Genomic DNA, 14426 nt, shown 5'->3' with positions numbered 1-14426 from the left:
GTATGCAAATTAACGAAACGTATCAAAAGATAAAGCAAGATTTAGAAAAATATTATTCTAGTAAAGATAATAATAGATGGAGAAATAAATTTCATATAGAGATGCCATTTGGTTTAGTTAATGATCCTAATGGATTAGCATATTATAACGATGAATATTATATATTTTATCAATGGAATCCATTTGGATGTGAACATAAAACTAAACACTGGGGATTAGTAAAGACTAAGGACTTTGTTAATTTCACTATGCCAGAAATAATTTTAAAACCTGAAGATTGGTTTGATAAAGATGGATGCTATTCTGGAGGGGCATATGTAAAAGATGATATTTTAAAATTATTTTATACTGGTAATGTAAAAGGACCTAATAATGAAAGAGAATCTTATCAATGTATAGTTGACTATCATAAGGAGGGATCTTTTGAAAAGAAGGGCGTAATTATAGAAAAGCAGCCTGAAGGTTATACAGCTCATTTTAGAGATCCTATGATATTTGTTGAAAATAATACTTATTATATGGTACTTGGAATACAGAATAAGGATCTAAAAGGAAGAGTTTTAATATATAAATCAGAAGATATAGAAAAGTGGGAATTAATTGGTGAGTTAGAAACTGATATGAAAGACTTCGGATATATGTGGGAATGTCCTAATATATTCAGAGTAAGCGAAGATAAATTTGCATTTATGTTTTCACCACAAGGGTTAAAAGCAGAAGAGTTAAGATATCAAAATATATACCAATCTGGATATGTTATTGGAGATTTAGATTTAAATGAAGTTTCATTAACTAACTATTCTGAATTCAAAGAAATAGATATGGGATTCGATTTTTATGCACCACAGGTATTTAAGCATAATGGTAGGAATATCATGATTGGATGGATAGGAATGCCTGATAAGGACAATGAGTATGCTACATCACAATATGGATGGATGCTTGGATTAACTATGCCAAGAGTTTTAGAATATAAAGATGAAGTTTTATATCAAAAGCCACTTGAGCTTATAGAAAATTTAAGAGAGAAAAAAATTATAGATATAAATAATCAAATAGAAGAAAATTATGTTGTAAAATTAGGTCCTAAGAGTGTAGAATGTAAATTGGATTTAGATTTAAGCAATATAGAAAATTTAGATATAAGGTTTAAATTTAAAGATGAATATATTTCATTATTATATAATAAAAAAGATGAAGTGTGCATTTTAGATAGAAGCAATATGGAGCTTGGTGGTAAAGGAATAAGAAAATTTAAATTAAAAGCAGAAGATTCAATGAAGCTTCATATGTTTATAGATAATTCAGTTATGGAGATATATTACCAAGATGGTTTAGAAACTACTACCTTAATGTATTTCCCAAAAGAAGAAGGATTAGAAATAGAAATTAAAAATAACATAAATATTAATACGTTACAAGTATGGAACTTAAGGGGGATTAAGTATGGAAAATAATATATTTTGTATAGGTGAACTTTTAATAGATATGGTTTGCGTTGACAATAAAGGACTAAAAGATGGAGAAAAGTTTGAAAAAAAAGCAGGTGGAGCACCAGCAAATGTTGCAGCTAGTATATGTAAATTAGAAGGAAATTCATATTTTTTAGGGCAAGTAGGAGATGACTTCTTTGGAACATTCTTAGTTGAAATGTTAGAAAGCTTAAATATAAATACAAGTATGACTGTTAAGAATGGAAGTACTACAATAGCTCTAGTTGGTATTGATGCTAATGGAGAACGTAACTTTGACTTCTTAAGAGGAAGTGATGGAGAATACTCATTTGATAACATTGATACATCTAAAATAACATCTTCAGATATAATTCACTTTGGATCAGCAACTGGATTTTTAGATGGGGAATTAAAAAATACATATTTCAAATTATTAGAACATGCAAAAACTAATAATATATATGTATCATTTGATCCTAACTACAGAGATGCATTAATTAAAGATGATATGCTAGATCAGTTTGTTTCTGACTGCATTGAATTCTTAAAAGTAACTGATTTTACCAAATTAAGTGATGAAGAATTAACATTAATAACAAAAGAAAAAGATTTAGATGCTGGAGTTAAGAAATTACATGAATTAGGAGTTAAAGTTGTTACTATAACTTTAGGATCAAAAGGAACATACTTAAGTGTTAATGGAGAAAATGTAATAATTCCATCAATAAAAATTACTCAAGTTGATTCAACAGGTGCTGGAGATTCATTTGTTGGAGCAGTATTAAAGCAAGTAGCTGAAATAGAAGATAAAAAAAATATCAGCATGGAAGAATGGAAAAAAATAATTACATTTGCTAATAAGGTAGGAGCAATAACATGCACAAATTATGGTGCAATAGATTCAATGCCAACATTAGAAGAAGTAAAAGATATAAAGTAGTATAATAAAAGCATTAGTGCAAAAAATAAGCATTATATAGTACTTATTTTTGCACTAATATTTTTTATACTGAATTTAAAGTGTGTTACTAAATAATTTGAGTATCTGGTATATTAAGATTTAATGTTAATTATGTATATATATATCAATAATTTATTTAAGATACTTGTCCAATTAATTGTGGTATAATAGATAGTAACATATATTTAAATTATTAGGAGAGTGATTATTTTTGGACCCTAGTTATACGTGGCAGATAGTTAGCTTAATTATTTTAATTGGACTATCAGGCTTTTTTTCAATGTCAGAAACTGCATTGATGTCTTTAAATAAAATTAAATTAAGACATATGGTGGAAGAAGGCGTTGCAGGAGCTAAATCAGTAGAGAAGCTTATTGAAGATCCAAATAAGCTATTAGGAGCTATATTGATTGGGAATAATGTTGTAAATATAGGAGCATCATCATTGGCTACTGTATTGGCTACAAATATTTTTGGAAATAGTGGAGTAGGAATAGCAACAGGAGTAATAACTATACTAGTGCTTATATTTGGTGAAATAACTCCAAAGTCTATTGCTAAACAGAAGTCAGAAACTGTTGCACTAATGGTGGTAAAGCCAATACAATTTATAGTATTTATATTTAAACCATTTGTCTATGTATTTACAATTATTTCTTCTTTGTTTATACGTCTTTTAGGTGGAGATCCAAATAAAGCAGAATCATTTATAACAGAAGAAGAATTAAAAACAATGGTTGATGTCAGTGAAGAAGAAGGAGTACTAGAAAATGTAGAGAAAGAAATGATATTTAATATATTTGATTTTGTTGATCTTCAGGTTAAAGATGTTATGGTGCAAAGAGTTGATATCGTAGCTGTAGATGAGGAAGCAACATATGATGAAGTTATGGATATCATTAAGAGTGAGCAATTTTCTAGAATACCAGTTTATAGTGAAACAATAGATAATGTTATTGGAGTAATAAATGTAAAAGACTTCGCTATGGTTGAAAATATAAGAGAAGATTTTAATGTAACTAAATATGTGAGAGAACCTTTTTATACTTTTGAATTCAAAAAGATAGTAGAATTATTTAAAGAGATGAAAAAAGCAAGAAATCATATAGCAGTTGTACTAGACGAATATGGTGGAACTGTAGGACTAGTAACTATTGAAGACTTAGTTGAAGAAATAGTTGGTGAAATCGAAGACGAATATGATGAAGAAGATAATTCTATTGAAGTTATAAAAGAAAATGAATATGTAGTTGATGGAAGTGCCAGATTACATGATATTAGTGAACTTTTGGGTGTTGATATAGATTCAGAAGAGTTTGATTCTGTAGGTGGATTGATGATTGGTGCGTTGGGAAGAATGCCTGAAGAAAAAGAAGAAGTTGTAAGCAATGATATAACATTTATTGCAGAAGAAATAGATAAAAATAGAATTAAAAAAGTTAGATTGATTAATAATTATAAACCGCCAGTAGATGAAGAAGAATAATTAATAAAAAAACTGCTGTATTTCAGCAGTTTTTTTTAAATATAAAGATAGTTAATTGGTGGCTATTGAGCAATCTTACTAAATGTAATTTCATATATTAAGCTTAAAATGTGAGGATGTTTAACTTTTATGAATGATTTTAAAAAAGAATTTATGAATGAAGCTATACAAGAAGCAATATTGGCAAGAAATAAAGGAGAGATTCCAATCGGTGCAGTGATTGTTAAAGATGGAATTATAATAAGTAGAGCTCATAATTTAAAAGAGATATTTAATGATGTAACAGCACATGCAGAGATTCTTGCCATTAGAGAAGCTGCTAAAGTTATTGGAGACTGGAGATTGAATGGATGTGAAATGTATGTAACTCTTGAACCTTGCTCTATGTGTGCAAGTGCTATTATTCAAAGTCGAATATCTAAAGTTTATATAGGTGCATTCAATAATGAAATGGGTGCGTGTGGTAGCATAATAAACCTGCTAGATAATAGATATATGAATTCTTTTGTACCAGTAGAATGGATGTATAATGATAAATGCGTGAATCTGATAACAGAATTCTTTGAGAATAGTAGAGGTAAAAAGTGAGAAGAATTTACTTATATATAAATACTAACATACATTTAGAATATAAAAAAATCAATATATAATAAGTACAATTATAATATATTGATTTCAAAGTTTAATTAATTATCATGATTATTTGTTATGGCTTCTGTTATATTGGTTGAATGATCACCAATTCTTTCAAAGTTAGTTATTAAATCTAGAAATATAGCACCAGCATAAGCAGTACATTTTTCGTCGTTTAACCTTTGAATATGTTTTTGCCTAAAGCTCTTTTGAAGTTTATTAATTTTTTCTTCAATTTCTACAATTGATTTAGCAATTTCGGCATCTTTAGTTACATAACAGTTTATTGCAATATTCAGAGCTTCCATTGTTAAGTTATATATTTCATATAAATCATCTACTGCATTTCGGCTATATTTAAGCTTTCTATCGATTTTTTCTGCTGCTAAATCTGCAATATTTTTAGCATGATCACCAATTCTTTCAATATCAATAATTACATGAAATGTTGATGATACCATTTCTTTTTCTCTAGAAGATAGATCACATTTTGATAACTTTACTAAGTATGTTGTTATGCTTTCTTCAAGTACGTTAATAATATTTTCATTTTCATAGAGTTCTTTTATGGATTTTTCGTCATTGTTAATGAATGAATTCATAGCTAATTCAACATTTTTCTTTGCCTTATTTGCCATTCTTATAGTTTCTTTTTCCAGCTGTCCGGCGGCAATAACAGGGGTTTCTAATAATCTATCATCTAAGTATTTAGGCCCTATTTTTTCGATGGAATCATCGCCTTCAGGTATAATTTTATTAACAAAAGCTATCATATAATTACTAAATGGGAATAAAATAATAGTATTTACTACATTAAAAACAGTATGTGCATTAGCTATTTGCCTACTTATATCTTGGCTAGTAATTTGAACAAAATCGCCTAGTATACCCAAGAATGGGACTGCAATTATTGTACCTATTAAATTAAACATTAGATGTAATATAGCGGTTTTACGAGCAGTTTTATTTGTACCAATACTAGATAATAATGCAGTAATACAAGTACCTATATTGCATCCGAATAGAATTGGTAAAGCAAGAGTAATATTTATTGCACCAGTATTAGCTAAAGCTATTAATATACCAGTAGTAGCCGATGAACTTTGAATTAATGCTGTTAAAGCTAATCCAGTGATTATTCCTATGAACCAATTATCACCTATAGCAAGAATTAATTGAGTAAACCAAGGTGCGCTAGCTAACGGTTTCATTGCAGTGCTCATGGTGGACATTCCTGTAAAAAGTATACCAAAGCCAAGAATTATATTTCCTATTTCACGTCTACGTTTAGCTTTTGCAAGCATTATAAGAATAGTTCCTAGAAATACAAATAGTGGGGCAATAGCATCAAGCTTGAATGCAACTAATTGAGCAGTTATTGTTGTTCCTATATTTGCACCCATTATAACTCCAAGTGCTTGAGATAAATTCATTAGTCCTGCATTAACAAATCCAACAACCATTACTGTAGTTGCGCTACTGCTTTGAATTATTGCAGTAACTATAGCTCCGACTAATATCCCCATCAGTCTATTACTTGTGACTTTTTCAAGAATATTTTTTAGTCCTTCTCCGGCAGCATTTTCGAGGCCATCACCCATTAAGCTCATTCCATATAAAAATAATCCTAATCCGCCTAATAATTCGATAATCATTTTTAAAGTATTCAAAAAATCCTCTCCTTAATTTTTATGTACATACGTACCAATTTTAACAAGTTTTTAATGAAATAATAATGATTTTAACAATAATTTAACATTAATTTGTATAAAAGTAATTAAAATGACGAGTAAATTATAATATATTATGAAAACATATGTTTAAATTAGTGTGGAATTTATCTTAAATTAGTCTATACAATGAAATGAATTATTATGTATTGAGATAGAAACATATTTATGATAGAATGAGAAAGTATAAATTTACAATATTAATGGAGAGATGTCCGAGTGGTCGAAGGAGCACGCCTGGAAAGCGTGTATAGGGGCAACTCTATCAGGGGTTCAAATCCCCTTCTCTCCGCCAAAGCATTATAATCCGAGCTCATTAGTGCCGATTGGCGAGGGGTTCGGATTATTGCTTTATATTTAACAGATAGAAAAACAGTCGAGTTTTACACTCTGCTGTTTTTCTGTCATAATCAGCATAATAAATAGCGTTTGAAATGGGGGGGGGTTGATGGGTGATACAATCGTTTTTATGAGTGCATATGAAACAACGCGATATTCGAAATCTAAACTACTCTTTAAGCAGAAGCAACAATTTGATACGTTGTTGGAAAAACATCATCTGAACTATGTATTGATGGGTGACAAACTCATATCGTCAAAAGGAAAGTTAAGATTAAGTACAGAGTATAATTATGTCCATCAAAGCACTTCCTTTTCATTTAATCCTATCAATGAAAAACAAGATATTGAAGATTTTGAAGAAATTATAGAGAGCACAGGATTTTGCATGAAATTGCTCCATGCTCAATCTGTTTTAGCGGATTTATCATATTTTAATATCGACTCTCTAATCTGCATGGAATCTTTTCTTGTCCATATCGGTGAAAATTTTTTTCAGATTGACCCCGTGATATTTTCAATGAATAGAGTTTTAATAGTTACTTTTGAGGTCATAGACTTTAAAACAGGAATTCCGTTTAAAAGAGATGATGTTTTCGGCAAAATGGGTAACTATAATTTATTGACTGTCAACGAATATCAGTACTTTGGAGATGAAAGTACAACGTCATCTAATGATAAAATTTCAGAGATAATATATAACAATATTAGTGGCTTTTTCTCTGAAATGATTGGTAAAAGATTTGAGGCTCAGGAGTATTCATTTATACATAGTACGCTAGTTTTATCAAATGAAATTGACAATCTAACAGAATATTTTTGCAACTTAATAGGTACGAGAGAATTAGCGTCCCCACTCGAAAATATTAGCACTACGGAGAATTATGAATATTATCCCCAAGACGGTGCAAGTATTATCAAAAATTATAATCCAGATGACATTGATATTCCTTTATATAATGGAATTATGCTGGAGTCCATTAAATTATACGTATACCTATTTCAAATCATCAATGCAGATATAACACTAGATATGAACAAAGTTGTGCGTAATGATTTGTATTTGGAGAATTTATTTTTTGCCCCACAAGTACCTATTGAAACCCATAATCTACTTAGCTATATTTATAAAACCAAGTCGTATCAGTATCATAAAGAAGCAACTAGACTTAAAATTTCATATATGACCATCGAAAACGAATCAAAGAAAAACAGAAATGCGGTTTTACTCAACATTTTACTATATATAGTTTCGCTTTTGGGCGCTGTCGGAACACTTGAAACGCTGGAAAGCAAATTAAATATACCTTTCAAGTGTAGCTTTATTGTAGTGATTCTGGTTTTCCCTATATTGGGTGTAATTTGGGGCATTGTTGAGTGGCGGCGCAAGTTTTAGAAAATATGATACTTGCTCCAGTACAATTAAAAAAGATGAGCAAAGAAGAAGCTATTGAAAAAGCTTTAGAATTATTAGATAGGGTTGGATTAAAGGATAAAAAGGATGTTTACCCAGACACATTATCTGGTGGTCAAAAACAAATGGTTGCAATAGCAAGAGCTTTAGAGATGAATCCTAAAATTATGTTATTTGATGAACCTACATCAGCACTTGATCCAGAAATGGTAGGTGAAGTTCTTAAGGTTATGAAAGATCTAGCAGAAGAAGGAATGACAATGGTGATTGTTACACATGAAATGGGATTTGCTAGAGAAGTTGCGGATAGGGTTATATTTATGGATCAAGGATATATATTAGAAGAAGGAGATCCAAAGGAAATATTTACAGCACCTAAAAGTGACAGATGTAAGGAATTCTTAGATAAAGTAATAAATAATAATTAATGTATTTTATATACATTAATTATTATTTATTGCATAAAAGAATAAAATTTTAAAAACTTTCTAATTTTAAATTTAAGTATTTTTACAATTTCCTTGAATTTAAAATTCTTATATGTTATTATGAGTAAGTATCTAATAATGATACTGTATGTAGCAAGGATTTAATATGGTTTGATGTCCAAAAGGGACGTTACTTTAATAATTGAAAAAAATTAAAAAGTAATGAGGTGCAATTCCTCGGCATACCACCATTGCCATGCTAGATGGGGAGTTAGCGGTGCCCTGTAACTTGCAATCCGCTATAGCAAGGTTGAATTCCTCGCTTAGGTATAAGTCTTTTATAGTCTGACTTTTATAAGTGGTGTTGAGGACTGGGTCCCACGCAACTGAAGCCCATGAACCTCGTCAGGTCCGGAAGGAAGCAGCGATAAGTGGTCACTTCCGTGTGCCGTGGATTAATCTGGTCTGAGCTAACTGTAGAAGTAACGTATGGAGGGCTTTTAACGAAGCGAGGTGCATGGTTCTAACTTTGTTTTGAAATTAAAATATGATAAAATTAGGTTATTCTTCAATAGGATTAACAATATAGGACACAATAGGACAAGAAAGTGAGGGAATTTCATTATGGAATCCCTCATTTTCTTGTCCTATTTTATTTTTATATGCTTTTCAATCTTTCAAATGCCCATAGAATAAGCAAATTCTTAAGAATATATATTCTAAAATTCCTAAGAATTTATATTCTTAAAAATATAGATTCTTAGGAATATAGGAATATATATTACTTTTTATATAAATTGGATTTTTATATGGTATTGTTTTTTAGGTTAATCTATTATTTTCTAATGAGGTTAACAAATTTATAAGTAAAGCCATTTTTTTCATCATTAAAACTTTCAGATTCATATTCAATATTAAAGTCTTTATAGTTTATTTCAGGGAAATAAGTATCTCCCTCAAAAGAATGATTGATTTTAGTAAGGTATAGTTTATTACAATGTGGGAGGAATTGTTTATATATTTCTGCTCCGCCTATTATAAAAACTTCATCTTCTGAATTTAAATATTTTTTTAATATGGAATCAAAATCATGTTCTATTGCTACTTGATTTGAATCTACAGTATAATTTTTATCTCTAGTTAAAATTATATGCTCTCTATTTGGTAATACTCCAGGAAGTGATTCAAAAGTTTTTCGCCCCATAATCATTTTTTTCCCAGAAGTAATTTGTTTAAATCTTTTTAAGTCATCTGAAATATGCCATATAAGCTTATTATTTTTTCCTATGACATTATCATTTGCAATAGCTACTATTAATGATAGCATTTATATCACTCCTTTAATTTTCTTTGAAAGATAAAAATATCTAAAATGATGCTGGCATTTTATTGTTTTACCATGTTTGTAATCAATAAGTTTTATATGGCTATGTGTAAAATCATAGAAGTTTTTAATTTCATGATTAATTCAAGGTGCGCTATATTCCTAATTAATATGAACTTTCAATAATTGAATAATTTAATAGTTGTTGAAAGTAAGTTAAATCTATAACCTTATATGAATGCATAGCGACAACTAAATTACTTATGTCATTATATTCCTAATTCAAATTTTAATTGTGGTTTAACAGGCTCATAATCAATCATTTCAAAATCATCAATTGTGAAATCATAGAAGTTTGTTTTACCTTCTTTAAGTATTAGTTTAGGCTGTTTACTACTAGGTGTTCTAGATAATAATTCTTTTGCTTGTTCTATATGTCTATCATAGATGTGTAAATTATCAACAACATGCATAAAAACACCAGGTTTTAAACCAACATGCCTTGCTACCATCATCATTAATGCAACATATTGAATTTTATTTATATGACCAGCAGTGCAATAATCTGAACTTCTTTGATGAAGTGTTACATCAAGATAATCTCCTCTAACAGACCAAACTGTAAGGAATGCACAAGGATACAAACCAGCAGTTTCCTCAAAATCTGAATATTGATATAAATCTATAATATGTCTTCTAGTATAAGGCTCGTTTTCTAAGCCATTCAATAGTTTATTCATTAAGTCATATTTTTTTATAGTAGCACCATATCTTTGCCCAATCGTTCTAGTACCATTGATTTCCCAATCGGCCCACCACGAAATACCCATTTCCTCTAATACAGAAAGTTCGTTTGAGGCCTTTTGATATATCCAAAATATCTCTTTGATACTAGATTTCCAAGCGATTGGTCTAAGTGTAGTAATTGGAAATTCTCCTTTAGATATATCATACTTTTCCACAACCTGATTTACATATATTGTGTGCGCTGGAGTGCCATCTTTATATTGTGGTCTTATTTTATGACCTTTGGTACTTATTCCATTAGTAAGAATATCATTTAGTGTATCTTTAAATAATTTATCTGTTTTTGATATAAAATGTGTTGTCATAAGCTCACCTCTAAATTAGATTTCGATAATATTATATCATAGTTAAATATTGAGTTATAATAAATGATTAATAATTGTTAGATAAAAGAGGGGGATATATATCACGAAAAAGCTCCACTAATAATTGCTTAATTCATAAAATTTAAAGCCCCCGAAAAATCGAGGGCTTTTTGCAATTCAATAAGATTAATTTGTATCTTTCAGAGAGAGAAATTATTTTTATTACAATTTCATGGAAATATTTGCTAGTTCATCTGATGATGCAGCTATTTCTTGTATGCTGGCAGAAATTTCTTCTGTTGCAGCTGTTTGTTCTTGGGTCGCAGAAAGTGAATATTGACTTTTATTATGTACCTCGTTCACTCTATTTTTTATTTCATTAGTTAATTGTTGAATTTTAGGTACAGTGCTTTTAGATTCATCAGATAATCTTCTAATTTCTTGAGCAACAATTCCAAAGCCTCTGCCTACTTCACCTGCTCTGGCAGCTTCGATAGCTGCATTTAAACCAAGCATCTTAGTTTCATTAGCCAGCTCTTTAATAAAGGAGCTTATATTATCAATTTCATTAGAAACTTCTATTATCTGGTCAATATCATTGTTAAGAAGCTGCTGATTTTCATGAATTGATGAAGATGAAGCAGTAAGCTCCTCAATAGTCGATGATATACCTGTAAGGCTGTCTTGAAGATTTTCAGACATATTACGTAAAGTTAACTCAGTTTGTTTTGGTCTAATAACATTCATGCTTCCAACAACTTCATTAGTTTCATCATCATGTAGTGGATAAACAAGAACTCTAACGGGAGAACCGTAATCTAATGTATCAATATCTACACGTTGGATTTCACCTGTTTCTATAGCTTTGACAGAAGTATCATCTACTGTTATATCAAAGCCGATATTAATAGCAGGCATATCAAATTTTGAGGAAGGTTGTTTTTCAACTATGTAATGACCATCAGATAATGAAAGAAAAGCCCCTTCTGGGAACATTTCAGTTATCATCGGTGCAAATTCTTTAAATGACTTTTCGATATTGTGTATCTTTGGAAGAAGTATTACAAATGCTCCATTACATATTCCTTCTTCATTTGTAATTGGAATTGAAGTGATTTTCATTCGAAATCCATAGACAGAAGCAGGAATATTTTCTGATACTACTTCTTTTTCTTTAATAGAAGCTTTAACTGAATTATTGGCACTAATATTATTTTTGATTTTTAATTCATATTCCTTAATGGAATCTGAGCATACTTGCCAAACAACTGTATTATTTTCTACAATAGCATATAAAGCCCACTCTTTAGCTAAATTAATTTGTATGCTTGATAAAGTTTTTATGCTATTTAATTCATTTATTGAAATCATATATTATTCCTTTCTTTTTTACATAAAAAAGTTTCATTAAATTCTTCTAGCTGCATGAAATCCCTCGTGTACAGCTTGCATTATCTTTTTCGGTTTATTTGTGTCTCCAACAGTAATAATTTCCATAGATGAACATTTTTCTCTAAGTTCATCTGTAAGATTTCTTACTGATTTTAATCCAAGTGCACATATAACTGCATCACTATTATAAGTGAATTCTGTTTCATCAAATGTACATTTTACATTTGTTTCGTTCATTTCAATGATTTGGTGATTTAATTTTTGTGTTACATTAAGCTCGGCTAATTTTGAATTAAGCACCCATTTTGTATATATAGGTAAATCTGGAGCAGCTTCAGGTAGCATATCAATCATAGTAATGTTTTTTCCTTTTTCTGAAAGAAACATAGATACTTCACAGCCAATCATTCCTGCACCACATACTATAATGTTATCACCACTTGGAATGTTTCCATCTAATACTTCTAATGGATCATAGATTTTAGGATTTTTAGCTCCTTCAATGTTAGGTCTAAAAGTTTCAGCGCCAGTAGCAACAATAACTGTGTCAAATTTACCATCTTTAATGCCATCAGCAGTTACTTCTATACCGGTTACAATATTTGCTCCACATTTATTTACAGTGTTTATAATATAATCCTTATAATCTTTATAATCTTGCTTAAAGTCAGGAATTGCTACATAATAAAGAGCACCGCCAAGACGATCTTTTTTTTCAAATAGAGTTACATCATGACCTCTTTCAGAAGCTGTTATAGCTGCTTGCATACCAGCAGGCCCTGAACCAATAACAGCAACTTTCTTTTTAATTTTAGCAGGAGTAATCTTAACAAAACTTTCATATTCTTTTCCTGCCTCTGGATTTATAGCACATGAGATTCCACAACTGTTCATTACTTCTCCTAAGCATTCGTTACAGCGTAAACATCTGCGGATTTCTTCTGGCTTTCCTAGAGCAACTTTAGAAGGATAATCGGGATCTGCTATAGTTTGTCTTCCAATAGCTATAAAATCAGCATCACCTTTTTCAATAATATCTTCACCCATTTCTGGAGAAATACCACATACTGCAATAACAGGTACATTGACAGATTTTTTTATTGCTGCCGCAAGGTTAACAAGAGTACCTCTAGGTGTATAATTTGGTGGAACCCACATAGAAGTAGCAACACCATTGCTTAAATTTTTTCCTTTTGCTGATTCTTTACCTTCCATAACAGTAAAGTACTTATGTAATCTTGAGTCCCAAGTACCAGCTGAAACATGAATAGCATCAGCTCCAGCTTCTGCTGCCCATTTGGCAAAAGTACATGCTTCTTTTATAGTAACTCCGTTTGGTACATCTTCATCAGCAGATAAACGGTATATAAGTGTGAAATCTTCACCAGCATGATTTTTTATAGATCGTATAGTCTCAAGGGCAAAGCGCGCACGATTTTCTAAACTTCCGCCATATTCGTCCTCTCTTCTGTTTGTATAACCTGATAGAAACTGTAATGGCATATATCCATGAGCTCCATGAAGTTCTACAGCATCGAAGCCACATTGGCGTGCTCTTTTAGCGGCTAAACCATATTTTTCAATCAATTCTTTAATATCTTCTATGATCATTGTTCTCGGATTATCATTAGGTAGCTGAAATGTACCTATGCCAGATGGTGAAATTGGCTGAATACCTGTAACACTTTCACTAGAAAAGCAACCTCCATGAGCTAATTGAAGGCAAGCTTTTGCTCCACCTGAGTGAACTGCATGAGGTATACGACTTAAACCAGGCATAAATTTACCACTAGTTATTTCGATTTCACCATCAATAACTCTTCCTAAAGGATCTGGGCAACAAACTTCTGTTATTATAAGCCCAACCCCACCATTAGCACGTCTTGCGTAATAATTTACAATGACATCAGAGACTGTTCCATCTGCAGCTGCAAGATTAGTCCCCATACCAGGCATAATCATACGATTTTTAAGTTCCATATTACCTATTTTCCCAGGTTGTAGAAGTTTTTTAAAATTCATTATCTGATCCTCCTTATATTTTTAAAAAATATATTAAAAGTTTTACAATTAATTAAATTCCATATAATATTTTCCTAATCCTTTGACATATGCAAAAATAGAAAGGAACTTTTTTGTTCAATATTACAAAA

The 14426-nt window shown here is 30.4% G+C and carries 10 protein-coding genes, 1 tRNA gene, 1 other RNA gene and 1 pseudogene; 8 read left to right on the top strand and 5 right to left on the bottom strand.

Annotated features, from left to right (window positions below; all coding sequences use genetic code 11):
• The first annotated feature begins 2 nt into the window (after positions 1–2).
• The 4 genes from CNEONATNEC86_RS20120 (at position 3) to CNEONATNEC86_RS20105 (ending at position 4489) form a co-directional block, all read left to right on the top strand.
• Positions 3–1457: a sucrose-6-phosphate hydrolase gene (locus CNEONATNEC86_RS20120; RefSeq protein ID WP_159136731.1), complete on the top strand. Its 1455-nt coding sequence runs from the start codon at positions 3–5 to the stop codon at positions 1455–1457.
• The gene (locus CNEONATNEC86_RS20115; RefSeq protein ID WP_159136730.1) at positions 1447–2394 is read left to right on the top strand and encodes a carbohydrate kinase family protein; all 948 of its coding nucleotides are present in this window, start codon (positions 1447–1449) and stop codon (positions 2392–2394) included. Before CNEONATNEC86_RS20120 ends, CNEONATNEC86_RS20115 begins: the two co-directional genes overlap by 11 nt.
• Positions 2395–2626: 232 nt before the next feature.
• Positions 2627–3901 (top strand): HlyC/CorC family transporter, encoded by a 1275-nt coding sequence (locus CNEONATNEC86_RS20110; RefSeq protein WP_125147861.1) that lies wholly within the window; start codon positions 2627–2629, stop codon positions 3899–3901.
• Positions 3902–4030: 129 nt separating this feature from the next.
• On the top strand, positions 4031–4489 hold the full coding sequence (locus CNEONATNEC86_RS20105) for a nucleoside deaminase (RefSeq protein WP_058293075.1): 459 nt from the start codon (positions 4031–4033) through the stop codon (positions 4487–4489).
• A gap of 98 nt (positions 4490–4587) precedes the next feature.
• Here the strand turns inward: CNEONATNEC86_RS20105 and CNEONATNEC86_RS20100 are convergent, their stop codons facing one another.
• Positions 4588–6204, bottom strand: coding sequence for a Na/Pi cotransporter family protein (locus tag CNEONATNEC86_RS20100; RefSeq protein ID WP_159136729.1), 1617 nt, complete (start codon positions 6202–6204; stop codon positions 4588–4590).
• Between the two features lie 265 nt (positions 6205–6469).
• Between CNEONATNEC86_RS20100 and CNEONATNEC86_RS20095 the strand changes: the two genes are divergently transcribed.
• From CNEONATNEC86_RS20095 to ffs, 4 genes and pseudogenes are all read left to right on the top strand, one after another.
• Positions 6470–6559, top strand: a tRNA-Ser gene (locus tag CNEONATNEC86_RS20095).
• 153 nt (positions 6560–6712) lie between these two features.
• Complete coding sequence (locus tag CNEONATNEC86_RS20090; RefSeq protein WP_058293073.1) at positions 6713–7999, top strand: hypothetical protein; 1287 nt, start codon at positions 6713–6715, stop codon at positions 7997–7999.
• A pseudogene (locus CNEONATNEC86_RS20085) lies at positions 7993–8445 on the top strand (amino acid ABC transporter ATP-binding protein); the annotation flags it as partial. The gene CNEONATNEC86_RS20090 and the pseudogene CNEONATNEC86_RS20085, both read left to right, overlap by 7 nt.
• 254 nt (positions 8446–8699) lie before the next feature.
• Positions 8700–8966: signal recognition particle sRNA large type (gene ffs, locus CNEONATNEC86_RS20080), an RNA gene on the top strand.
• Between the two features lie 314 nt (positions 8967–9280).
• Here the strand turns inward: ffs and CNEONATNEC86_RS20075 are convergent.
• The 4 genes from CNEONATNEC86_RS20075 to CNEONATNEC86_RS20060 all read right to left on the bottom strand — a co-directional run bounded on the left by CNEONATNEC86_RS20075 (position 9281) and on the right by CNEONATNEC86_RS20060 (position 14295).
• On the bottom strand, positions 9281–9772 hold the full coding sequence (locus tag CNEONATNEC86_RS20075) for a dihydrofolate reductase (protein ID WP_058293072.1): 492 nt from the start codon (positions 9770–9772) through the stop codon (positions 9281–9283).
• 266 nt (positions 9773–10038) lie between these two features.
• Positions 10039–10881: a thymidylate synthase gene (locus CNEONATNEC86_RS20070; protein ID WP_058293071.1), complete on the bottom strand. Its 843-nt coding sequence runs from the start codon at positions 10879–10881 to the stop codon at positions 10039–10041.
• Positions 10882–11103: 222 nt separating this feature from the next.
• Entirely contained in the window at positions 11104–12252 is a 1149-nt protein-coding gene (locus tag CNEONATNEC86_RS20065; protein ID WP_125147859.1) for a methyl-accepting chemotaxis protein, read from the bottom strand.
• Positions 12253–12288: 36 nt separating this feature from the next.
• Positions 12289–14295, bottom strand: coding sequence for an oxidoreductase (locus CNEONATNEC86_RS20060; RefSeq protein WP_159136728.1), 2007 nt, complete (start codon positions 14293–14295; stop codon positions 12289–12291).
• Positions 14296–14426: the final 131 nt, after the last annotated feature.

Origin of the sequence: Clostridium neonatale, assembly GCF_900465025.1 — a bacterium.
GTDB lineage: Bacteria > Bacillota > Clostridia > Clostridiales > Clostridiaceae > Clostridium > Clostridium neonatale.
This window is presented reverse-complemented; position numbering and strand designations above follow the sequence as displayed.

Excerpts from the sequence above, each read along its gene's own strand:
- CNEONATNEC86_RS20120 (WP_159136731.1), top strand. The coding sequence starts at position 3 with ATGCAAATTAACGAAACGTATCAAAAGATAAAGCAAGATTTAGAAAAA.
- CNEONATNEC86_RS20115 (WP_159136730.1), top strand. The coding sequence starts at position 1,447 with ATGGAAAATAATATATTTTGTATAGGTGAACTTTTAATAGATATGGTT.
- CNEONATNEC86_RS20105 (WP_058293075.1), top strand. The coding sequence starts at position 4,031 with ATGAATGATTTTAAAAAAGAATTTATGAATGAAGCTATACAAGAAGCA.
- CNEONATNEC86_RS20090 (WP_058293073.1), top strand. The coding sequence starts at position 6,713 with ATGGGTGATACAATCGTTTTTATGAGTGCATATGAAACAACGCGATAT.
- CNEONATNEC86_RS20075 (WP_058293072.1), bottom strand. The coding sequence starts at position 9,772 with ATGCTATCATTAATAGTAGCTATTGCAAATGATAATGTCATAGGAAAA.
- CNEONATNEC86_RS20070 (WP_058293071.1), bottom strand. The coding sequence starts at position 10,881 with ATGACAACACATTTTATATCAAAAACAGATAAATTATTTAAAGATACA.
- CNEONATNEC86_RS20065 (WP_125147859.1), bottom strand. The coding sequence starts at position 12,252 with ATGATTTCAATAAATGAATTAAATAGCATAAAAACTTTATCAAGCATA.
- CNEONATNEC86_RS20060 (WP_159136728.1), bottom strand. The coding sequence starts at position 14,295 with ATGAATTTTAAAAAACTTCTACAACCTGGGAAAATAGGTAATATGGAA.